We start from the raw sequence: 21,869 nt of genomic DNA, 5'->3' as shown, positions 1-21,869 counted from the left end.
GGAGGGGCCTGTCGTCAGGCGTTCACCGTCAGAACCAGGTTTCCATCTGCATACCGAACGACCATTCGCCGCCCGAGGTAAAACCATTGCTGCCCAGCGCGTCATCGCTGGCGTAATTATTCAGTTTTTTGCTCCAGTCCATCCACGAGGTGTAAAGGCGGATTTCAGGGCGGCTGAAGAAATCACCGATGCTGCCGACCTTAAATGTCGGGGCGAAGGTGAGCTTGTAGAAGCTACCGTTTACCGCATGACGATCGTTATAACCTTCGGGTTTGAGATCCATATACTGGTAGCTGCCTTCGTAAGCGAGAGCGAAGTTCTGGTTGATCTCCTGGATCAGGCGCATGTTGAGCGTGGCCCACTGATAGCTGTCGCCATCGGCATAACGGCCTTTACTGCTTTGCGCCAGGATCGCCGGGGCGATAGACCAGTTTTCGCTGAGCGGGGTGGTGCCATAGCTGGCGAAGCGCCAGGTGTTGGCTCCCGACCGTAGCGCGCCGTCAGAGCCGATACCTTTAACTTCCGCGCCCAGGCCGTGACCGTAGAGCAGGGCGGTTTTGCTGGTGCCTTCACGCAGACCGTAAAAACTGTCGTTGTGCAGGCCGAGCAGCGTATGTACCCCGGTATTTGCCGCATCGCCTTTGACCGGGTTACCGTTGGTATCCTGACGGTCGTCGTTGTCTTTTGCCCGCATCCCGCTGACCATCACCTGCACCGGACCGATGAAGTTGTTTATGCTGAGGATATAGTTCTGCACGCTGTTGCTCGAGTCAGCAATATCGCCGAAATTGCGCCCGTAAAGCGAGAGGTTGCTGCGGATGCTGTCGTTCCACCTGACGTCGTAAATACCGCCGCCGGTACCGGCGAGGAACACAACGTCAGAGTCAATCCAGTGAATATCAAAGTTGTCGCGGTCGAAGCGTTTCCCGGCCCACAGGGTGGAGCCTTTAAACGCCCCTGTGAAGGTGGGCAAGTTGCCCAGTTCGACAAAGGCCTGACGAACGTTCAAATCGCTGCTGCTTGCCGTCCAGTCGTTATAAGTGGTTTGTCCGTCGGCGACCATCACTTTGAAACGGGTCGTCGCGCCATTATCCAGGGTCTGCTTGTGTTCAAGGTTCATTTCAACATAGGTATCCGCCTGGTTTCCCAGACGACCGATAGCCCCGCCGGTTTCCCCCGCTGGCGTCATGTAGGCGCCGGATTTGGTGCTGGCGGCGGAATCATTCATTATCACGCCGGAGCGGGCGTAGCCGTGAAACTCAAAGCCGCTTTTCTCATCGGCCTTCTTCTCGAGTTTGGCGGTACGTTGAACCACTTCCTGCGTCGTGTCCTGATTTTTCTGCTGCTGCGCGGTGAGCTGCTGGACCTGTTTCTCTGCCGACTCGGCGCGGTTTTCCGCAGTCTGTGCCCGGTTTTCCGCCTCCTGCAGGCGTTTTTCCAGGGCGATCAAACGGGCTTCGATCGTGCTGAGATCCGTTTGCGCGTGGGCTGAGGCGGCGCCGGTTAGCAAAGCGATAAGGACGGCGAGTGTGCTTTTTTTATACATGCTGGTTGCATCCCGAAAGGAAAATGTAAAATGTTGTTTTTTGCTAAACCGGTTTAGGCGCTATGTTAAACACGACCCTTAACATTTTGAAATGGATTTTGCTAAACCGGTTTAATAAATGTGATGGATGCAACAAAGTGGGCCGCGCGCGGCGGCCTGAAGGATCAAAACTGGCGATTAAGATCGCGCTGGTATGGCAGGGCGGTCATGGCGCCTTTCGCCGTTGTCGCCAGGGCGCCGCAGGTTTGCGCCAGCGTGAGCGTCGGTTCCAGCGCAGCGATATCCGTCGGCATCCCGTTGGCAGCAAGGCTTGCGAGCAGTCCGGCGACAAATGCGTCACCCGCGCCGGTGGTGTCCACGCTGACAACGGGCTTGGCGCTGAAATGGGTAAACTGCTGCTGAAAGGCGGCAAGTACGCCGGCTTTGCCCTGGGTCACCAGCAGCAGTTCAGGCTGATAGCGTTCGGTCACGCTGGCGATTCCGTAGGCTAAATCATCACTGCCGCTGATGAATACCAGCTCCTCTTCCGACAGCTTCACCACGTTGGCCAAGCGCAGGGCGCGATCGAGGCAGGCGTGCAGCAGCTCCTGATCCTGCCAGAGGTCCGGGCGGATATTGGGGTCAAAGCTGACCCGGCCGCCGGCATGTTTGATGCTTTCCATCGCCGAGAAGGTGGTGCTGCGGCTGGGCTCGGCGCTGAGCGCGATGGAGCAGACGTGCAGCCACTGGTTGGCGGTAAACTGCGGCAGGTCTTCTTCCGCCAGGAACAGGTCCGCGCTGGGGCGCACCATAAAGGTAAAGGTACGTTCCCCCTGATCGTCCAGGTCGACCACCACGGTTGAGGTACGGTGCTGGCCGTCGAGGCGCATATGGCTGACGTCGACCTGCTCTTGTTGCAGGGTATGGCGCATAAAGCGGCCAAACGGATCGTCGCCGACGCGGCCGATAAATCCGCTGTCGCCGCCAAGGCGGGCGATACCGACCGCCACGTTAGCCGGGGCGCCGCCGGGGCAGCGCAGCAGGCGGCCTTCGCTCTCCGGCAGCAGGTCCACTACCGCGTCTCCCAGAACCCAAACTTTTGCATTCATGTTGAAAATTCTCCATAGCTAAACTTAATTAAACCGGTTTAGCACATTAAAGCATAGCGACAGAATGAGGGGAACGTCACGGGCGGAAAAGTGCCAATCAGGGCATAAAAACGTGAGCTGGTTAGCAAAAGAGTGATGATTCGGCCAGGCGGGAGGGGCTTCCGGTGGCGGCGGGCGAGATGGCGGCATAACGCGGTAGGCCGGAGAGGCGCAGCGCGCCGCCTCCGGCAAAGCCCAGGCAGAGAGAGGACCTCAGGGCTTGATGTGAAACGCCGCAGCCGCTTAAGCCCCCGCCGCCAGACCGTCGATAATCACCTGCATCACCCCCTGAGAACAGGGCTCGATGCGCCCGCGCACGCCGTAAACCGCCGCCAGAGCCTGCGGGGTAATCACCTCGGCCGGCGCGCCGTCCCCCAGCAGTTGCCCCTCTTTCAACATCAGCACGTGATCCGCGTGGCGCAGGGCGATATTGATGTCGTGAACCACCACCAGCGTGATGATGTTGCGCCTCTGCGTCTCCTCACGCACCAGATCCATCACGTGGAACTGATAGTTTAAATCCAGCGCGCTAAGGGGCTCATCCAGCAGCAGCAGGGCTGGCTGACGGATAAGCGATTGCGCCAGGCCGACGAGCTGCTTCTGCCCGCCGGATAGCCGGTCGAGGTAGCTCAGCGCCAGATGTTCAATGCCTAGCTGGCGCAGCAGCGACATCACCTGCGCCTGATTTTCCGGGCTGTGCGCTCCTCCGGCGGCGCGTTGAGCGACAATAATCGACTCCAGCACCCGCAAGTGCACGCCGGCGGGCAGCGTCTGCGGCAGGTAGACCACTTTTTCCGCACGCCGGGCAAAGGGGAGGGCAAGCAGATTCTCACCGTCCAGCGACAGCTCGCCCGCGGACGGCCCCAGCCCGGCCATCGCCCGCATCAGGGTGGATTTTCCGCTGCCGTTGGGGCCGAGCAGCGCGGTGATTTTACCGCGCTGCAGCCGCGGTACCGTAAGGTCGCGGATCACCTGACGTCTGGGATAACCGGCGCTGAAATGGGTCAGCGCCAGTCCGGATACAATATGGCTCATACGTGCCCCCGATGGCGCAAAATGATGCTCAGGAAAAAAGGCACCCCCACCAGCGAGGTGACGATACCCACCGGAATCACTGCGCCGGGAATCAGGTTTTTTGCCGCAACCGAAGCCAGCGACAGGACGAGGGCGCCGATTAACGCGCTGGCCGGCAGGTAAAAGCGGTGATCTTCGCCGAAAACCAGCCTGGCGATATGCGGCGCCACCAGGCCGATAAAACCGATTGGGCCAACGAACGCCACCGAAATCGCCGACAGAACGCTGATGCGCAGCAGGGTGGTCAGGCGCAGGCGGCGCACGTTGATGCCGAAGCTGACGGCCCGGTCCTCGCCGAGGCGCAGCGCGGTCAGCTTCCACGCGCTGCGCATTGATAGCGGCATGACGACCGCCAGTATCGCAAGCAGGAACCCCACCTTTTGCCATGAGGCGCGGTCAATGCTGCCCATCGTCCAGAACACCAGCCCCTGGAGGGTATCTTCGTTGGCGACAAACTGCAGCATCGATACCAGCGCATTGAAGGTGAACACCAGCGCGATCCCGAACAGAATGACGCCGGAGGTGGCGACCTGGGTCCAGCGCGTAATGCCGTCCAGCAGCAGCGCCGCCAGCAGGGCGAAGATAAAAGCGTTGGCCGAGACAAACCACTGGCCGGGAACCCCGGGAATTCCTATCCCCAGCACGATAGCCAGCGCCGCGCCGAATGCCGCCGCCGAGGAGACGCCGAGCGTAAACGGGCTCGCCAGCGGATTGTTAAGGATGGTCTGCATTTCCGCCCCGGCGAGGCCGAGAGCCAGGCCGACGACGATCGCCATCAGCGCATAGGGCATGCGGATATCCCAGACGATCGCCCGCGTCCCGGCGCTGGCGCTGGCCGGGTCGGTAAGGGTTTGCCAAAGCGCCTGCAGCGACAGGCCGGATGGCCCCATCACGAAGTCGAGCAGCAGCGAGGCGACAATCAACAGCGTCAGCAGCAGCAGCATGATGGCGCGGCGGCGCACAATGTGACGGTAGTTTGCCATTACGTCATGGCTATCGACGCCGAACGCGACGATATCGGATTCAGGAGAGAGACTCATGGCTAATTACTCACCTTGTTGCCAGGAAAAAACAAACGGCAGATCCGGCAGGGTGGTGAAATGACGGACAATGTAGTGCCAGCTATCGTCAGGGTTGAGGTCGCTGAAGGTCTGGGGATAGATATCCTTCGCCAGATACGCCATACCGACGATATTCCACGGATGGTTGTAGAAGTGGTGGTAAATGCCGTAAGCGCGTTTTGCTTCAATCGTCGGGATGTTGCTCACGCCGGTGCGCGACAGCAGCCGCTCCGCCTGACGATTGACCTCCTGGGGATCGGCCTGTAAACCGAGCGGCAGCACCTGGCTATTCCCGCGTTTTGAACCGGTCATAATATAGGCATCCGGCTTCATGCTAATCACTTTTTCCAGCGACACAAAGCCGGAAGCGCCCGGCAGCAGCTGCGAGCCGATATTGTTCGCGCCGACGGCTTCGACCAGACCGCCCCAGCCGTTGTGGCCGTGGGTAAAGCAGCAGGCATCGCTATTACCCGCCAGCGCCTCGACAAAAACGTTAGCCTTCGGCGTGATGTTCGCGGTTTTCTGGCGGATGGCGTCCAGCTGCTGACGGTAATAGTCGGTATAGGCTTTGGCGTTTTCTTCACGGTTAAGGACTTTCCCCAGCAGATCGATACTCGGGGCGGTGTCTTTGCCGGGGTTGATTTCATAATCGACGAACAGCACGGGAATATTCAGCGCGCTGAGCTTGCTGATGACACCGCTCTCCTCCAGCGCGGGCTTCGCGCGAAGCTGGGCGATCATCAGGTCCGGCTGGCGGGAAATGACGCTCTCAAGGTCAACGTTGCCCTTATCGCTAAAGCCCATATCGAGGATCTGAGCGGATTGCGGCCACTTCTCTTGCAGCATTTTCCAGGTATTGATGTCCTGTTTTCTGGCCAGGTTATTCCATGCCACGACGCGCCTGAAGGGGTTGTCGCGGTCGAGCAGAGCCATGGCCATAATATCGCGACCATCCTGCAGGATAATGCGCTGTGGCTCATGCTGGAGCGTAATCGCGCGGCCGTCGAGATCGGTGACGGTGAGCGGATATTGCGCGGCAAAGCTACAGAGAGGAGTGGAAATCAGGGCAGTAAGGATGAACGAACCTACTGATTTTCTTGCCATAATATGCGTTCCGTTTGCTAATTTATAAATATAATGATTCTGAGAATTATTCTCGTGTAAACATAAACGGCAAGTATATCAACGGCAAATGACTTAAAATGTAACAAATTTGTTGGAATTTATTCGCGCAATCAGAAGCGGGACGCGGCAGACCAAAAGTCGATAGAAAAGTCCGAAATCAGTTTTAAGAACAATCCCTAAAGCCAGACGGTAAAATCTTGTGCCATGCTAAATGCGACTCATAACATTAAGTTCGTTAGCGAGAGAGGACATTATGAAAAAAGCAATGATTGCGTTATCTGCGATTCTGGTAGCAGCTCCTGTTTTTGCTGCAACAACGACACACGCAACCGACGATACCGTCGCGGCGGCCCATGAAGGGGCGAACACCGCGAAAGAAAAACTGCACGAGGCCCAGCACCAGGGTGAAGAGCAGCAGCTGAAAGCCAAACACGCGGCAGAAGGCAAAAGCGACAGCGTAGGCAGCGAAGTCAGCGAAGGCGCGCAGAAAACCTGGAATAAGACCAAAGAAGGGACTGAGAAGGGCTGGAACGCGACTAAAGAAGGCACCGAAAAAGGCTGGAATAAGACCAAAGAGGTCAGCAAAGAAGGCTGGGATAAAACCAAGCAGGGTGCCGAAGAGCTAAAAACCAAAGTCACTGAGTAATCTCTGGCTATTTTCTAAAAAAGGTCGCGAAAGCGGCCTTTTTTGTTATTTGGTGCGCTTTGTTCAGCGTCGGGATAATATTTTTAAAACGTTATCATGCTCTCGCCCTGGATTTTTAGCCGCACTACGGCGGCGAATTTATAAGTCCCCGGGAGCACCGGTTGCCAGGTGAACGGGGGGAATGCACGCAGCCAGGACATGCGCCTTAAAAGATCAAAGGTATAAGCCAGGAATTGTCCTGGTTATATTGTTACTCACTATTCCTCCACATTTTCCCGGTACAAAGGAAATATATCAGGAGGTGTATTATGAAAAAGATTCTTTCACTGGCGATTATTCTATCTTGTGCTTTGACTTCCGTCTCCTGGGCGGATGGCCCTGGCGGCAACAACCACGGTCAGCAGCAGGTCTGGCAGCAAGACGCCGGCCGCGGCGGCCCGGACGGCAACCGTCAGCAGGGGCCGGGCAAGGGGCCGCAGGCCAACAACCATCAGGGTAACGACGATAACCGTGGCCCATCGCGCGGTGACAAGGGGCCGCAGGGTAACTCTCATCAGGAGCGCCATGAGCGGGACCACTTCGCGTGGAACGGCCATGATTTTCGCAAAGGTCAGCCGGCTCCGGAACGTTATCGCGGCAATGATTACCGGATAAACGACTGGAACGATCGCGGATTACCGGCACCGCCGCACGGGCAGCACTGGTCCTATATTGACGGTAACTATGTGCTGATTGCCGCCGCGACCGGGATTATTACGTCGATCCTGATTAACGGCGCGCTGAGTCACTAACCTTTTCTGCTTTAACCTCGCAACCGCCTCCCCCGGAGGCGGTGCTGTGCACCTGTCCGCGCTACCGATTTCCCCGCGTCTGAGGGACGGTAGTCCGGCCAGCCTGGCGCTATCCGGCGATGCCCACCCGCCCCTGTTCTCACATCAAATCCGCTTAAAAACCGCAAAGTTGAAAATATCATCCTTGCGCCTCTTCTTTGATGTTTTATCTGCTTATTTAGGCTTTATAAATGAGTATTGTGCTTCATGGTTAATAAAAGGCAGAGAATGTAAGACGTTTCATGGTTCAGGTGATAGTAAAACTCATCCGCTTCGCCGTTAAATCGCTATGAATAAATCAGATGAAAACCCCGCGCGGAATAAGAAATCCTGCTTGCAATAAACCCTTAGCACGTTAAGTTATTAAAGCTTAGCACCTGATTCTATATCCCGGAGACCGGCATGACCGACTGTGTAATTCCTGAAATTAAAGCCACCGAAGATGAAATGATTGCGATCCGTCATTATTTACACGCCCATCCGGAATTAAGCCTGGAAGAGTTTAATACCAGCGAGCTGGTGGCCGGAAAACTGACCGAGTGGGGCTATACGGTGACCCGCGGGCTGGCGAAAACCGGGGTGGTAGGAACGTTAAGCAAGGGCGATTCGCCGCGCACTATCGGCCTGCGCGCCGACATGGACGCGCTGCCGATTTTCGAAGCGACCGATCTCCCCTGGGCCAGCACCGTGGCCGGAAAAATGCACGCCTGCGGCCACGACGGCCACACCACCATTCTGCTGGCGGCGGCGAAATATATCGCCTCGCCGGCCTGCCAGTTCAACGGCACGGTACACCTGATTTTCCAGCCCGCGGAAGAAGCGATCGGCGGCGCGGATTTAATGATCAAAGACGGCCTGTTTGAGCGCTTTCCCTGCGAGCGCATCTTCGGCCTGCACAATATGCCGGGCCTGCCGGTGGGGAAAATCGGCTTTTACGCCGGGAATTTTATGGCCTCGGCGGATACGGTAAAAATCACCATTACCGGCTACGGCGGCCACGGCGCGCACCCCGAGCGCACCGTCGATCCCATTGTTACCGGCGCGGCGCTGGTGATGAATCTGCAAAGCATCGTTGCGCGTAACGTACCGCCGGGCGAAACCGCGGTGGTGAGCATCGGCACCTTCCAGGCGGGTATCGCCTCCAACGTCATCCCTGAGAACGTGGTGATGGAGCTGAGCGTGCGGGCGATGAAGCCGGAAATTCGCGACCTGCTGATTAAACGGATCAAGGAGCTCGCTGATTTTACCGCCAAAAGCTACGGCGCCAGCAGCGAGGTAGTGGTTTTTGACTCCTATCCGGTACTGACCAACAGCGTCGAAGAGACCGAATTCGCCAAAGCGCTGGCGCTGGACGTCTTTGGCGAGGAGGGCGTGCTGGAATCCATTTCGCCGATGAACGCCAGCGAAGATTTCGCTTTTATGCTCCAGCAGCGCCCCGGCTGCTACTTCCTGCTGGGCAATGGCGAGAAAGGCGGGAAGGGCAGCTGTATGGTGCACAACCCCGGCTATGACTTTAATGATGACATTATTTCTACCGGCGCGACGCTGTTCGCCCGGTTAGTTGAAACACACTGCCGTTGATCTCTGGAGTCCGTAAATAATGAAAAAATCTCTTCTGCTGTGGGTCGCGCTGATGGCCTCAACTTCAGCCCTGGCCGCAGAAAATAAGGAAATTCGCTTTGGAGTCGATCCGACTTTCGCGCCGTTTGAATGGAAAGATCCGCAGGGTAAGCTGGCGGGTTTTGATATTGACCTCGGCAACGCGATTTGCGCCCAGCTGCAGGCGAAGTGCGTGTGGGTGGAAAGCAACTTCGACGGCATTATTCCGGCGCTGAAGGCGCGTAAGTTCGACGCGATCCTCTCCGGCATGTATATGACCGAGAAGCGTAAAGAGCAGATCGGCTTTAGCGACAAGCTGTACAACGGCCCGGTGTTCCTCGTGGCGCGTAAAAACACCCTGGCCGGGAATACCGTCGAGCAGCTGAAGGGCAAAACCATCGGCGTAGAGCAGGGCTCGGCGCAGGAGACTTACGTTAACCAGCACTGGCGCACGGCGGGGATCAATATCGTCGCCTATCAGGGGGCGGATCGCGTGGTTCAGGATCTGGAGTCCGGGCGTATTGACGGCGCGGTGCTTTCCGGGATGATGGCCGACTATAGCTTCCTGCAGCAGCCGCAGGGTAAAGATTTTGCCTTCGTTGGCGGCCACCTGAAGGACGACAAGCTGTTCGGCGCCGGCGCGGCGATTGGCCTGCGCAAAGAGGACGATGCCCTGCGCCAGGAGATTAACGGCGCGATTGCCACTATTCTCGCCGACGGCACCTATAAAAAGTTAGCCGGGAAATATTTTAGCTTTGACGTCTATTCCGGGACATAATGTTGTTATGCATTCAGCGGGCACGGATAGCCCGCTTCAAGCTTCCTTTTCTTACTATCCCGTAATTGTCCTTTTCTGGCCCTCACGGCGTTCCGAAGGATACTGAATATAAGCGATAAGGAGTGAACGGCATGATGACACGTCCCTTGGGCAAAACCGGATTTTCCATCGCCCCGCTGGTGTTTGGCGGTAACGTTTTTGGCTGGACCATTGATGAAAAAACCAGTTTTGCCATTCTTGATGCATTTATAGACCACGGCTTCGATGCTATCGACACGGCGGATGTCTACTCCCGCTGGGCGGATGGCAACCAGGGCGGCGAGTCTGAAACCATTATCGGCCGCTGGCTACAGGCGCGGCCAGGCATGCGCGATAAGGTAAAGCTCTTCACCAAAGTGGGTTCCGATTTAGGCCTTCCCGGTCATAAAGGGTTGAAAAAAGCCTGGATCCAGCAGGCAGTGGACGACTCCCTGCGACGTCTGAATACCGATTATATTGACCTCTATTTCGCCCACTGGCCGGACCCGGAAACGCCGGTCGCCGAAACCCTCGACGCCTTCCACGCCCTACAGCAGGCGGGGAAAATCCGCGCCATGGGCGCCTCGAACCTCGATGCGCAGCAGCTTTCAGGCGCGCTGGAGGTGTCGCGTAAAAGCGGCCTGCCGGCCTGGCAGGTGCTGCAGCCGGAATACAATCTTTATCATCGCTCGGCTTTTGAGGGCGCGCTCTGCGACCTGTGCATCAGCCGCGATATCGGCGTGGTGACCTACTACAGCCTGGCGTCCGGCTTCCTGACCGGCAAATACCGCCAGCAGTCCGACCTGGCGCAAAGCCAGCGCGGGGGCGGTATCGGCAAATATCTCAATCCTCGCGGGCTGCGTATTGTCGATACCCTGGTTGAAGTGGCGGAGCAAAGCGGCGCTAAACCTGCCGAGGTCGCGCTGGCCTGGCTGATGAGCCGCGACGGCGTGACGGCGCCCATCGCCAGCGCCACCAGCCTCGCTCAGGTGGAGAGCTTTGCTCGCGCCGCCGCGCTGAGCCTGAGCGCCGGGCAGCTGGCGCGTCTGGATACCGCCAGCGCGTAGTGATTGAGGCCGGAGCCTGTCGGGTTCCGGCCTTTTGTCTCTCCGCGTTTTGCTGCGCGCGCTTCCTCACCTTCAGCCCAAACCTCTGCGGCGAATCCCTTTCAGCGAAAAATGAAACGTTTTTCCAGACGGCAAAAGCCAGGCTTGATTACGATAAGATAATGAGTATAGTTCTCATTCTTCTTCTTGTTTGTGGTTTTATCAGGAGATAACCTGCGTACGTCGCGGGCTCACAGGGAAACGGCGAAGGCACTGGATGGGGCTCACAGGCGCAAGACCGGAAACGCGAATTTCGGCGGCGGAGCCACTATCGGATCGTTGATTTTGTTCAGGACTGATCTTATGAAACGCACTCTCCCGGCGCTGGCCGTCTCTGCCAACTTAAGCGGCCGCGCCGCACCGGCTTTCCCGCTGCGGAAAACGCTGCTGGCGTTAACTGTTGGCGCTATCTCCCATTCGGCAACGGCGGCGGAAAACGTCGCCGAACGCCAGAAAAGCGAAGAAACGATGGTCGTTCAGGCCGCATCCGCCAGCGATTTTAAAGCCGGCGGCGACCTGGTGGTGCCCGCCTATCTTGACGGCCAGATCGCCAACGGCGGCCGTCTCGGGATGCTCGGCGAACAAAACGCGATGGACGTTCCGTTTAGTATCATCGGCTTTACCTCGAAGCTTATCGAGGATCAGCAGGCGAAAACCATCGCCGACGTAGTGAGTAACGATGCCGGGGTTCAGCCGGTGCAGGGCTACGGTAACTACGCCGAGACCTACCGCATTCGCGGCCTTAAATTTGACGGCGATGATATGACCCTGAGCGGGCTGGCGGGCGTGGTGCCGCGTCAGGTGGTGGATACCGCCATGCTTGAGCGGGTCGAAATTTTTAAAGGCGCCAACGCTCTGCTTAACGGTGCGGCCAGCTCCGGCGTCGGCGGGATGATCAACCTGGAGCCTAAGCGCGCGGAAGATACCCCGACCGCCCGCGTGGGCGTCGACTATACCTCGGATTCTCAGGTCGGCGGCACGCTGGATTTGGGCCGCCGCTTTGGCGACGACAACCAGTTCGGCGCGCGGGTGAATCTGGTGCACCGCGAAGGCGAGGCGGCGGTGGAGAGTGATAAGCGCAGAACCACGCTGGCCTCCATAGGGCTCGATTATCGCGGCGAACGGATGCGCAGCTCGTTTGACTTTGGCTATCAGAAAAAAACCTTCCACGGTAGCCCGATGGGCATCAACATTTCGGGCGTCGATTTTATTCCGCGCCTGCCGGATAACACCCACAACTACACGCAAAAATGGGCTTACAGCGATATCGAAAATGAGTTCGGTATGCTGAGAATGGAATACGACATTGTCGATAAATGGACCGCCTACGCCGCTCTGGGGGCGCAGCATGCCCATGAAATCGGTCTCTATAGCGCCTCGAAGCTGATTGACCGGGCGGGCAACGCCACGGCGGGGCGCCTGGACACCAACCGCTATATGGATACCGCCAGCGGCATGGCCGGGATACGCGGCGAATTTGCCACCGGTTTTGTGTCGCACAAGATCAACGTCGGCTATTCGGCGAAAACCCAGAACGACAAAACCGCGTGGCGAATGTCGAAGGCGGCGGATAACCCGCTGGTGAATATTTACGATACCCGTCCGGTTGCGCCCCCGGCGAACGCTTCATTCGGCGGCGACTATGGCGATCCGCTCACCAGCGGCCGCACCCGTTCCCAGGGCTGGCTGCTGAGCGACACCCTCGGCGTGCTGGACGATACGCTGCTGTTCACCGTCGGCGCCCGTCATCAAAAAGTGGTGGTGCGCAACTACGATAAAGTCACCGGCCTGCAAAGCGATGCGTATGACGACAGCCGCTGGATGCCGACCTATGGCGTGGTCTATAAGCCGTGGCAGGTTCTCTCTTTATACGCTAACCATACCGAAGCCCTGCAGCCGGGCAGCAATGCGCCAACCTCCGCCGCTAACTATGGGGAAAGCGTCGGAATTATTCACTCAAAACAAAACGAAGTCGGGATGAAGGCGGATTTTGGCCGCATTGGCGGCTCGCTGGCGCTGTTTGAAATTAAAATGCCTTCCGCCTTCCTGGATAGCCAGAAACGCTATGGCCTCAACGGCGAGCAGCGCAATCGCGGCGTGGAATTTAACGTTTTCGGCGAACCGCTGTACGGCCTGCGCCTTAACGCCAGCGCGACCTGGCTGAAAGCCGAACTGTCGAAAACCAAGGATGGCGTCAATGATGGTAAAACGGCCATCGGCGTACCGGGCTTCTACGCGGTGCTTGGCGCAGAGTATGACATCAAACCTATCGACGGCCTGACCGCCACCGCACGCCTCAATCACTCGGGTTCGCAGTATGCCGACCAGGCGAACAGCAAGAAGATTGATAGCTTCACGACCCTGGATCTCGGCGTGCGCTATCGTCTGACGCTTAACGAGAACCAGAATCAGATGACGGTACGCGCGGGCGTCGATAACGTGACGGATGAGAACTACTGGTCCGGCGCGGACGACAGCGGAACCTATCTGTTCCGCGGCGAACCGCGCACGTTCAAGGTTTCGGTCGGCTACGAATTTTAAGGCAAAACCGCAGGAGCGGGCAGGGCGGCTCGCCGGTTGTAATAAATCAATGAATGTATAAAGCCAAGGCATCTGCGGCTTGAAGTATGAAGGGTATAAGTGTTAAAAGGTGCCCCTTCATATATACACACAGGGGATCGACGTGAAAGACGCGTCAACATCGTCGGATGCCGTAGAGGAAAGCGGCCCGACGCTTCATCGCGGTTTACAGAACCGACATATTCAACTTATCGCCCTTGGCGGCGCCATCGGTACCGGCCTGTTTCTCGGCATCGGGCCGGCGATTCAAATGGCGGGACCGGCCGTACTGCTCGGCTATGCCGTCGCCGGGATAGTTGCCTTTCTGATCATGCGCCAGCTGGGCGAAATGGTCGTCGAAGAACCGGTTTCAGGCTCCTTTGCCCACTTTGCTTATAAATACTGGGGCCCGTTCGCCGGTTTTCTTTCCGGCTGGAACTACTGGGTGATGTTCGTCCTGGTCGGGATGGCGGAGCTGACCGCCGCCGGGATTTATATGCAGTACTGGCTGCCGGATGTGCCGACGTGGATCTGGGCCGCCGCGTTCTTCATCATTATCAACGCCGTAAACCTGGTGAACGTGCGCCTGTACGGCGAAGCGGAGTTCTGGTTCGCGCTGATTAAGGTGCTGGCGATTATCGGCATGATCGGCTTTGGCCTGTGGATGCTGTTCGGCGGCCACGGCGGCAGCAAGGCGGGAATCGATAACCTGTGGAAACACGGCGGTTTCTTCGCCACCGGCTGGCACGGCCTGATCGTGTCGCTGGCGGTGATTATGTTCTCCTTCGGCGGACTGGAGCTTATCGGCATTACCGCCGCGGAAGCGCAGAACCCGGAAAAGAGCATCCCGAAAGCGGTTAACCAGGTGGTATATCGTATCCTGCTGTTTTATATCGGTTCGCTGGTGGTTCTGCTGGCGCTCTATCCGTGGGTGGAAATCAAATCCGACAGCAGCCCGTTCGTGATGATCTTTCATAATCTCGACAGCAACGTGGTGGCTTCCGCGCTGAACTTCGTGATTCTGGTAGCGTCGCTGTCGGTTTATAACAGCGGCGTTTACTCGAATAGCCGGATGCTGTTCGGTCTGTCGGTGCAGGGCAATGCGCCGAAGTTTCTCGCCCGCGTCAGCAAGCGCGGCGTGCCGGTTAACTCCCTGCTGCTATCGGGAGTCATTACTTCGCTGGTGGTGCTGCTTAACTACCTGCTGCCGCAAAAAGCCCTCGGCCTGCTGATGGCGCTGGTGGTAGCGACGCTGCTGCTGAACTGGATTATGATCTGCCTGGCGCACCTCAAGTTCCGCGCCGCCCAGCGGCGCAAGGGGCGCGAGTCGAAGTTTAAAGCGCTGCTGTCGCCCGCCGGAAACTATATCTGTATCGCCTTTCTGGGGCTGATCCTGGTGCTGATGTGCACCATTGACGGGATGCGCCTGTCGGCGATTCTGCTGCCGGTGTGGATCCTGTTCCTGTTTGTGGCCTTTAAAACCCTGCGCCGTCCGGCGTAGCGCGATCGCCCCGTCGTCCGGCGGGGCATTATCTCTTTTTATTGTGATCGTCTTCGCGCTTAGCGTATTTTGCCCGCGATCTTCTTTTTGTAATCGATTACTTTTTATTTGAGCGTATTTGTAATCGATTACTTTTTGAGGGCGGTCGAAATGGTCACAACAACCGAAGGTCGTGAAAGTCCCCGCGTAGCCCACCGTTTTCTGGTGCCGCGGCTGTCGTTAATGATGTTTATGCAGTTCTTTATCTGGGGTAGCTGGTCGGTGACGCTGGGGCTGGTGATGACCCGCTATGAGATGTCGCTGCTGATCGGCGATGCTTTCTCCGCCGGGCCGATTGCGTCTATTCTCTCGCCGTTTGTGCTGGGAATGCTGGTCGATCGCTTTTTCGCTTCGCAGAAGGTGATGGCGGTGATGCATCTGGCCGGAGCGGTTATTTTGTGGTTTGTCCCGCAGGCGCTGACCAACAACATCGCTTTCCACAGCCTGGCGAACGTCGATAAAACCTTTCCGGTGGTGCGCGTCTTCGGCACCATCGGCTGGATTATCGCCGGTATCTTCATCGGCGTCACCGGTATCTCCGATACCACCGGCATTTTTACCCTGGCGGCGCTCTGCTCGGCGGCGTTGGCCGTTTATAGCCTGACGCTACCGCACACGCCGGCGCCGGCGAAAGGGACGCCGGTCCAGTTTCGCGATCTGCTGTGCGCCGACGCTTTCGCGCTGCTGAAAACGCGCCACTTCCTGATTTTCTCCCTCTGCGCGACGCTGATTTCGATTCCGCTGGGGACCTACTACGCCTATACCGCCTCTTATCTGGCGGATGCCGGCATCGCGGACGTCAGCACCGCGATGTCGTTCGGTCAGATGTCAGAAATTTTCTTTATGCTGGTGATCCCGCTGCTGTTCCGCCGCCTCGGGGTGAAATACATGCTGCTGATCGGCATGGCGGCGTGGTTTGTGCGCTACGCCTTCTTTGCGCTGGGGGTCAGCGAAGAGGGGCGCTTCCTGCTCTATCTCGGCATCCTGCTGCACGGCGTGTGCTATGACTTTTTCTTTGTTGTCGGCTTTATCTATACCGACCGCGTAGCCGGTGAAAAAGTGAAGGGCCAGGCGCAAAGCATGATCGTGATGTTCACCTACGGTATCGGCATGCTGCTGGGGTCGCAGATCTCCGGCGCGCTGTACAACCATCTGGTGGCAGGCCAGAGCGTACCGCAGGCGTGGGTGACCTTCTGGTGGATCCCGGCGGTGGCCGCTGCGGTTATCGCGCTGATTTTCCTTTTCTCTTTCCAGTACAACGAGAAAGAGCAGCGTTAATTTTTCAGGAGGTGGTATGAAAACAATCAAAGGACCGGGCATTTTCCTGGCGCAGTTTATCGGCGCGCAGGCGCCGTTTAATACCCTGGAGGGCCTGGCGCAGTGGGCCGCCGGTTTGGGCTATCAGGCACTGCAGCTCCCCTGCAACCATCCGGCGATTTTCGACGTTGAACGCGCCGCCGCGAGCCAGACCTACTGCGATGAGGTGAGCGGCATCCTGGCGGAACAGGGCCTGGCGATCTGCGAACTGTCCACCCATCTTGAGGGGCAGCTGGTGGCCGTTCATCCGGCTTATGATACGGCCTTTGACGCGTTTGCGCCCGCCGCGCTGCGCGGTAACCCGCAGGCGCGCCAGCAGTGGGCGGTAGAAAAAGTACGCCAGGCGGCGGTGGCCTCGGCGCGTCTGGGGCTGAAGGCGCATGCCACCTTTTCCGGGGCGCTGGCGTGGCCTTATTTTTATCCGTGGCCGCCGCATAATCAGCCGCTTCTCGATGAGGCCTTCGATGAACTGGCCCGGCGCTGGCGACCGCTGCTGGACGTTTTTGACGAACAGGGCGTGGATGTCTGCTACGAAATCCATCCCGGCGAAGACCTGCATGACGGCGTGACCTTCGAGCGTTTCCTGCAGCGGGTCGATAACCATCCGCGCTGCAATATGCTCTATGACCCCAGCCACCTTCATCTTCAGCAGATGGACTACCTGGCGTATATCGATATCTATCATTCGCGAATCAAAGCGTTTCACGTCAAGGACGCCGAATTCCGCCGCGACGGGCGCAGCGGGGTCTACGGCGGCTATCAGAACTGGCAGCAGCGGGCGGGGCGTTTTCGTTCGCTGGGCGATGGGCAGATCGACTTCAAAACGATTTTCAGCAAGCTCACCGAGTATGATTTTGACGGCTGGGCGGTGCTGGAGTGGGAGTGCTGCCTGAAGGACGCGGAGGTCGGCGCGCGCGAAGGCAGCGAGTTTATCCGCCGCCATATCATCCCGGTCTCCGGGCGGGCGTTTGATGATTTCGCCGCAGGCAAGGAGGGAGGAGAATGATTCAGGTCGGCATTATTGGCTCCGGTTTTATCGGGCCGGCGCATCTGGAAGCGCTGCGCCGGGTGGGCGACATCGAGGTGGTGGCGCTGTGCGACGGTTCGCTGGAGATGGCGCAGCAGAAGGCGCGCCAGCTCAACGTGGCGCACGCCTACGGTAGCGTTGAGGCGCTGCTGGCGCATCCCGGATTGCAGGTGGTGCATAACTGTACGCCGAACCATCTGCATGCGCGGATTAACCGACAGATCCTCTCCGCCGGACTGCACGTCTTTTCGGAAAAGCCGCTCTGCATGACCGCGGAGGAGGCCCGTGAGCTGGTGGCGCTGGCGGAAAGCGCCGGGGTGATTCATGGCGTCAGCTTTGTTTATCGCCAGTTTGCCATGGTGCAGCAGGCGGCGGCGATGATGCGCAACGGCGATGTCGGAAGGCTGTTTGCGGCGCACGGCAGCTATTTGCAGGACTGGATGCTGCTGGAGACCGACTATAACTGGCGGGTGGATTCGGCGCAGGGCGGGGCCTCGCGGGCGATGGCCGACATTGGTTCCCACTGGTGCGATACGGTGCAGTTTATGACCGGCCGACGCATTGTGGAGGTGATGGCGGATCTCTCCATCGTCTGGCCGACGCGCCAGGCGCCCGTGGCCGGCGACGCGACGTTCAGCCAGCATCGCGATGATATCGCGTATGAAGCGCGGCCCGTCGATACCGAAGATTTGGGGTCGGTTCTGTTTCGCTTCGACGATGGCAGCAAGGGGAGCTTTATCGTTTCGCAGGTCAGCGCCGGGAGAAAAAACGGCCTGACGGTGGAGATCGGCGGCAGCCGCTGCTCGCTGGCCTGGGATCAGGAAGTGCCGCAGCGGCTGTGGATTGGCCATCGCCAGGGGCCAAACCAGCTGCTGAGCGACGATCCGAGCCTGATGCTCGGCGAGGCCGCCGCCAGCGCCCACTTCCCCGGCGGGCATAATGAAGGCTGGCCCGATGCGTTTAAAAATATGATGCTGAGCTTTTATCAGGCGGTGCGCGCCGGTGAGATGCCGCCGGCATCGTCACGGCGTTTCGCCTCGTTCTACGAGGGGGCGGACGTGATGTACATCATTGCGGCGATAGTGAAAAGCCATCAGCTGCAGCGCTGGGTGAAGGTGGAAAGGTAAGCCGAAGGCGCGGTGCGCATTTCGCGCACCCGCTGGGTTATTTCACGCCAAAATAGCCGTCGAGATACGTTCCGGCCAGTTCATTACCGAACAGCACGGCGTCTTTATTTTCCATTTCGTTATCCCATTTATCGCTGACGTTGCCGGTAAATGCGTGCTGGGTTTTTGTGCCCTCAGCCACCTGCTGCCTGATTGCGTCGGCGGTACGGCGGGCGTCGCTTTCGCTCATCCCCGACTTTCTGTCCTGCTGGCCGCGGGCATAGATATCGGTAAAGTTCGGCAGATTTAAGCGGTAGTTTTCCTGACGGTTACTAACGAAGTTACCGCCGACGAAATCGCTGCGGTGTGAGACAAAATAGTAAGCGTGGCGTTCCGGGGAAGATTTTGAGGAGGTACAGCCGGAAAGGGCGGCAAGCGAACAGCCAAGCGCGATAAACGCTATTTTTAGTTTCATTGATATCATCATCCATAATTATTAGAAAAGGTACTCTGATAATTCAGGTACAGGACAAAACGGCTAATTATGTCTGTACGGTAGCACCTGAAGACCCATGAATCCAAGGGTCTTCAGGCAGCATTTTTTAGATCTGCGCCAGCCCGCCATCAACGTAGATTTCAGCGGCGTTAATAAAGCTCGCGTCGTCAGAGGCCAGGAAAGCCACCGTTTTAGCCACTTCTTCCGGCTCGCCAATGCGGCCCAGCGGGACGTCGGCGGCCAGCATATCGAAGAGCCCCTGACGTTGCTCTGGGGCGACAAGTCCCCCCAGACCGGGCGTACGGACGGGCCCCGGGCTGACCACATTCACGCGGATAGCGCGCGCCTTCAGGTCCAGCGCCCATGAGCGGGCCAGATTACGCACGGCGGCCTTACTGGCGCTGTACACGCTGAAGTTCGCGGTGCCTTTCACCGCCGCGGTCGAGCCGGTAAGGATGATGGAAGCCCCCTGGGTCAACAGCGGCAAGGCCTTCTGGACGGTGAACAGTACGCCGCGCACGTTGGTAGCGAAAATGCGATCGAAGTGCTCTTCCGTTATGGCGCCCAGCGGCATCATATCGCCGCCGCCCGCATTGGCAAAAAGCACATCCAGTCGCCCTGATTCGCTGGCAATGGTCGAAAACACCCTATCGAGGTCGCTTAATACCGAGGCATCGGCGCGGATCCCGCTGGCGGTGGGACCGATTAACGCGACCGCCGCGTCAAGCTCTTCCTGACGGCGACCGGTGATATAGACCGTCGCTCCCTGCGAGGCCAGCTCCCGGGCTGATGCCAGGCCGATGCCCGAGGTGCCGCCGGTGACTAACGCGATTTTTGCCGAAAGTTTTTTACTCATGGTGCACTTCCTTAACTAAAGTATGAATATGCCAATTGAGTCATCCACTTACCGTGACTACCTGGCGACTGAGTACGGGGGTCACTCTACCGTCAGCCACGGATGCAAAAAACGGAGTAATGTGAAAAACACTCTTCATACCGGTGAATAATCAGCGGCTATTATCAGGAAAAATGAATAATGGATCGGTTTTCAGCCCTTAAAGTCTTTACGCGCGTTGTCGAAGCCAACAGTTTTACCCGGGCCGCAGACTCCCTGAATATGCCCAACGCCACTCTCAGTAAAGCGATTCAACAGCTTGAATCGCATCTTGGCGTGTGCCTGCTGCAGCGCACAACCCGACGCATTACCGTCACGCCGGAAGGGCGTGAATACTATGAAAAAGCGGTGCGAATTCTGAAAGATCTGGACGAGATTGATGCCTCGTTTCGCGCTTCCCGCAATAAGCCAAAGGGCCACCTGCGCGTCGCGGTAGGCGGCTCCACCGCTCGCGACGTGCTGATCCCGCTGCTGGCTGATTTTATGACGACCTATCCGGATATCCGCATCGATCTGGCGGTCGCCGACAGCCCCTCGGACCTTATCAGCGGCAATATCGACTGCGCGATCAGGGGCGGGCCGCTGGATGACTCGACCCTGATCGCACGCAAAATCGGCGAAGCAACGATTGTGACCTGCGCTACGCCGGGCTATTTCAGGCTCTACGGCATTCCCGCGTATCCCGATGAGCTGAAGAACGGACATCGGCTGGTCAGCTATTTATCTCCCGCCAGCGGAAGAGCCTTCCCGTTCCGCTTTCTGGATAACGACATCAGTCAGGAGATCAAAACGGAACATCACCTTGGCGTAAATGAGAGCAACGCGCATATCGCGGCTGCGGAGGCTGGGCTGGGTATTGTGCAGACCTTCTCATATTCGTTGAGAAATGCGCTGGTGAACGGAACACTAGTGGAAATACTCAGCAAATGGCGCCCGGCCCCTTATCCCTTTCACGTGGTTTATGCGCAGAATCGCCACGTCACATCCCGGCTGCGCGTATTTATCGACTGGCTGGCGGAGGCATTTCCGGCAGCGGTAAAAGGGGGCTAAATGAGAGGAACCAACATATAATGGCAGCCTGTGAAAAATATTCATCGTGTGATTATAAATCAAGTAACAATAAATATTACGCCCGCTTACAGTATGGGGATATATTTTTCTATATAATATGACATGGTTAAATTCAGTGGGTGTTTTATTAAAATATTTAATGAAATGTGTTAATGTTATTTGCCCTAAGGTCTGGAATTATAGATTAGTCTTTTTTTTCTTTGTTTACAGTAAATATAATAGCAGCAATTTATTTTGTTTATAGTATGTTTGGTATTACGTATGTATCTTTTTTGAAAGTATTTTTTAGCCACTCAAGAGGTAAATATAATGCCGGCAGGTAACCGTGAGATTAAATGTATGGCGTGTGGTTTAAACTGCCCTATTGAAGCGGAAGATAAAATGGAGCGATCCCTTTGCGGAGAGAGGAAGTTTTCTGTATGGCCGGATAAAAACTATTTTTTTAAGCGAGCGGTCAATGATTTGGTTTTTCGTGAACTCACCTGTTTTCTGCCTGAAGGAATGGTGGTGGTGGACTTCTCCCTCGACAATATCTTGTATTTTCTGCATGAGGGCTGGGCTGAAAAACTGCAGGAGACCGGTCTGAAGATTATTTTACTCGCGGATAAAAGCATGCTGCCCATGGCTAATTTTTGGATGCTGCGCTCCGGATTATTATGGTCGGTGGTGGAAGTCAACGATAGCTTGAGCAGCTTAATCAAGAAAATAAAACGCATCATGCTGGGGCGGAATCTTCGCTGTCGGCGCACCCCGTCGCTGACTGAGCATGAAATGAAGACGCTGCGCCTGCTGGCAGGCGGGCATTCCAGTCAGGATATCGCCCGCATCATGGCGTGCGATACCCGCAGCGTCTACCGCTTTCAATACTCTTTATGCAAGAAGTTCGGCGGACTCAATCGCCTGCGCGAGCTGCGCTTCAGGCATACCATACCCGCTCTGGATTAGCAG

General features: G+C 57.3%; 18 protein-coding genes and 1 pseudogene. 12 read left to right on the top strand and 7 right to left on the bottom strand.

Annotated elements, in window-relative coordinates; genetic code table 11:
* Positions 1–28 precede the first annotated feature (28 nt).
* From F8562_RS29015 to F8562_RS28995, 5 genes are all read right to left on the bottom strand, one after another.
* Positions 29–1,546, bottom strand: coding sequence for a carbohydrate porin (locus tag F8562_RS29015; protein ID WP_014228260.1), 1,518 nt, complete (start codon positions 1,544–1,546; stop codon positions 29–31).
* Positions 1,547–1,710: 164 nt separating this feature from the next.
* A complete protein-coding gene (locus tag F8562_RS29010) occupies positions 1,711–2,634 on the bottom strand; it encodes an aminoimidazole riboside kinase (RefSeq protein ID WP_014228261.1) in 924 nt (307 codons plus the stop codon).
* A 282-nt stretch (positions 2,635–2,916) separates the two neighbouring features.
* Positions 2,917–3,708 (bottom strand): ABC transporter ATP-binding protein, encoded by a 792-nt coding sequence (locus F8562_RS29005; RefSeq protein ID WP_014837719.1) that lies wholly within the window; start codon positions 3,706–3,708, stop codon positions 2,917–2,919.
* Positions 3,705–4,787, bottom strand: coding sequence for a FecCD family ABC transporter permease (locus F8562_RS29000; RefSeq protein WP_014837720.1), 1,083 nt, complete (start codon positions 4,785–4,787; stop codon positions 3,705–3,707). The genes F8562_RS29005 and F8562_RS29000 overlap by 4 nt, the downstream gene beginning before the upstream one ends.
* Before the next feature lie 6 nt (positions 4,788–4,793).
* Positions 4,794–5,912, bottom strand: a complete 1,119-nt coding sequence (locus F8562_RS28995; protein WP_009654147.1) for an ABC transporter substrate-binding protein — start codon at positions 5,910–5,912, stop codon at positions 4,794–4,796.
* A gap of 274 nt (positions 5,913–6,186) precedes the next feature.
* Between F8562_RS28995 and F8562_RS28985 the strand changes: the two genes are divergently transcribed.
* The 10 genes from F8562_RS28985 (at position 6,187) to F8562_RS28940 (ending at position 18,480) form a co-directional block, all read left to right on the top strand.
* Complete coding sequence (locus F8562_RS28985; protein WP_004130158.1) at positions 6,187–6,579, top strand: hypothetical protein; 393 nt, start codon at positions 6,187–6,189, stop codon at positions 6,577–6,579.
* A 308-nt stretch (positions 6,580–6,887) separates the two neighbouring features.
* Positions 6,888–7,370, top strand: a complete 483-nt coding sequence (locus F8562_RS28980; RefSeq protein ID WP_014228264.1) for an RcnB family protein — start codon at positions 6,888–6,890, stop codon at positions 7,368–7,370.
* 441 nt (positions 7,371–7,811) lie between these two features.
* On the top strand, positions 7,812–8,990 hold the full coding sequence (locus tag F8562_RS28975; RefSeq protein ID WP_014837722.1) for a M20 aminoacylase family protein: 1,179 nt from the start codon (positions 7,812–7,814) through the stop codon (positions 8,988–8,990).
* 19 nt (positions 8,991–9,009) lie between these two features.
* The gene (locus tag F8562_RS28970) at positions 9,010–9,786 is read left to right on the top strand and encodes an ABC transporter substrate-binding protein (protein ID WP_004848539.1); all 777 of its coding nucleotides are present in this window, start codon (positions 9,010–9,012) and stop codon (positions 9,784–9,786) included.
* Positions 9,787–9,917: 131 nt separating this feature from the next.
* Positions 9,918–10,871: an aldo/keto reductase gene (locus tag F8562_RS28965; protein WP_014228266.1), complete on the top strand. Its 954-nt coding sequence runs from the start codon at positions 9,918–9,920 to the stop codon at positions 10,869–10,871.
* Positions 10,872–11,213: 342 nt separating this feature from the next.
* On the top strand, positions 11,214–13,451 hold the full coding sequence (locus F8562_RS28960; protein ID WP_014837724.1) for a TonB-dependent receptor: 2,238 nt from the start codon (positions 11,214–11,216) through the stop codon (positions 13,449–13,451).
* A 142-nt stretch (positions 13,452–13,593) separates the two neighbouring features.
* Positions 13,594–14,970 carry a phenylalanine transporter gene (gene pheP, locus F8562_RS28955; RefSeq protein WP_014228268.1) on the top strand — a complete coding sequence of 459 codons (1,377 nt, stop codon included), beginning with the start codon at positions 13,594–13,596 and terminating at the stop codon, positions 14,968–14,970.
* A gap of 150 nt (positions 14,971–15,120) precedes the next feature.
* Complete coding sequence (locus F8562_RS28950; RefSeq protein ID WP_094909241.1) at positions 15,121–16,287, top strand: MFS transporter; 1,167 nt, start codon at positions 15,121–15,123, stop codon at positions 16,285–16,287.
* 16 nt (positions 16,288–16,303) lie between these two features.
* On the top strand, positions 16,304–17,332 hold the full coding sequence (locus F8562_RS28945) for a sugar phosphate isomerase/epimerase family protein (RefSeq protein WP_014837725.1): 1,029 nt from the start codon (positions 16,304–16,306) through the stop codon (positions 17,330–17,332).
* The gene (locus tag F8562_RS28940) at positions 17,329–18,480 is read left to right on the top strand and encodes a Gfo/Idh/MocA family protein (protein ID WP_014837726.1); all 1,152 of its coding nucleotides are present in this window, start codon (positions 17,329–17,331) and stop codon (positions 18,478–18,480) included. Before F8562_RS28945 ends, F8562_RS28940 begins: the two co-directional genes overlap by 4 nt.
* A 37-nt stretch (positions 18,481–18,517) precedes the next feature.
* Here F8562_RS28940 and F8562_RS28935 read toward each other — a convergent pair whose 3' ends face one another.
* A complete protein-coding gene (locus tag F8562_RS28935) occupies positions 18,518–18,934 on the bottom strand; it encodes an Exc2 family lipoprotein (RefSeq protein WP_014228272.1) in 417 nt (138 codons plus the stop codon).
* A gap of 127 nt (positions 18,935–19,061) precedes the next feature.
* A complete protein-coding gene (locus F8562_RS28930) occupies positions 19,062–19,811 on the bottom strand; it encodes an SDR family NAD(P)-dependent oxidoreductase (RefSeq protein ID WP_014837727.1) in 750 nt (249 codons plus the stop codon).
* Between the two features lie 180 nt (positions 19,812–19,991).
* On the opposite strand from F8562_RS28930, the gene F8562_RS28925 reads away from it, so the two are divergent.
* Positions 19,992–20,900, top strand: a complete 909-nt coding sequence (locus F8562_RS28925; protein ID WP_014837728.1) for a LysR family transcriptional regulator — start codon at positions 19,992–19,994, stop codon at positions 20,898–20,900.
* Positions 20,901–21,166: 266 nt separating this feature from the next.
* Positions 21,167–21,866 (top strand): annotated as a pseudogene (locus F8562_RS28920) (helix-turn-helix transcriptional regulator).
* Positions 21,867–21,869 lie beyond the last annotated feature (3 nt).

The organism is Klebsiella sp. RCJ4, assembly GCF_009025755.1.
GTDB classification, from domain to species: domain Bacteria; phylum Pseudomonadota; class Gammaproteobacteria; order Enterobacterales; family Enterobacteriaceae; genus Klebsiella; species Klebsiella michiganensis.
Note: the sequence above shows the minus strand (reverse complement) of the source record. Positions and strands in the feature narration are given on the sequence as shown.

Bases quoted from the DNA above. Each gene is read 5' to 3' on its own strand.
- F8562_RS29015 (WP_014228260.1), bottom strand. From the start codon at position 1,546: ATGTATAAAAAAAGCACACTCGCCGTCCTTATCGCTTTGCTAACCGGC.
- F8562_RS29010 (WP_014228261.1), bottom strand. From the start codon at position 2,634: ATGAATGCAAAAGTTTGGGTTCTGGGAGACGCGGTAGTGGACCTGCTG.
- F8562_RS29005 (WP_014837719.1), bottom strand. From the start codon at position 3,708: ATGAGCCATATTGTATCCGGACTGGCGCTGACCCATTTCAGCGCCGGT.
- F8562_RS29000 (WP_014837720.1), bottom strand. From the start codon at position 4,787: ATGAGTCTCTCTCCTGAATCCGATATCGTCGCGTTCGGCGTCGATAGC.
- F8562_RS28995 (WP_009654147.1), bottom strand. From the start codon at position 5,912: ATGGCAAGAAAATCAGTAGGTTCGTTCATCCTTACTGCCCTGATTTCC.
- F8562_RS28985 (WP_004130158.1), top strand. From the start codon at position 6,187: ATGAAAAAAGCAATGATTGCGTTATCTGCGATTCTGGTAGCAGCTCCT.
- F8562_RS28980 (WP_014228264.1), top strand. From the start codon at position 6,888: ATGAAAAAGATTCTTTCACTGGCGATTATTCTATCTTGTGCTTTGACT.
- F8562_RS28975 (WP_014837722.1), top strand. From the start codon at position 7,812: ATGACCGACTGTGTAATTCCTGAAATTAAAGCCACCGAAGATGAAATG.
- F8562_RS28970 (WP_004848539.1), top strand. From the start codon at position 9,010: ATGAAAAAATCTCTTCTGCTGTGGGTCGCGCTGATGGCCTCAACTTCA.
- F8562_RS28965 (WP_014228266.1), top strand. From the start codon at position 9,918: ATGATGACACGTCCCTTGGGCAAAACCGGATTTTCCATCGCCCCGCTG.
- F8562_RS28960 (WP_014837724.1), top strand. From the start codon at position 11,214: ATGAAACGCACTCTCCCGGCGCTGGCCGTCTCTGCCAACTTAAGCGGC.
- F8562_RS28950 (WP_094909241.1), top strand. From the start codon at position 15,121: ATGGTCACAACAACCGAAGGTCGTGAAAGTCCCCGCGTAGCCCACCGT.
- F8562_RS28945 (WP_014837725.1), top strand. From the start codon at position 16,304: ATGAAAACAATCAAAGGACCGGGCATTTTCCTGGCGCAGTTTATCGGC.
- F8562_RS28940 (WP_014837726.1), top strand. From the start codon at position 17,329: ATGATTCAGGTCGGCATTATTGGCTCCGGTTTTATCGGGCCGGCGCAT.
- F8562_RS28935 (WP_014228272.1), bottom strand. From the start codon at position 18,934: ATGAAACTAAAAATAGCGTTTATCGCGCTTGGCTGTTCGCTTGCCGCC.
- F8562_RS28930 (WP_014837727.1), bottom strand. From the start codon at position 19,811: ATGAGTAAAAAACTTTCGGCAAAAATCGCGTTAGTCACCGGCGGCACC.
- F8562_RS28925 (WP_014837728.1), top strand. From the start codon at position 19,992: ATGGATCGGTTTTCAGCCCTTAAAGTCTTTACGCGCGTTGTCGAAGCC.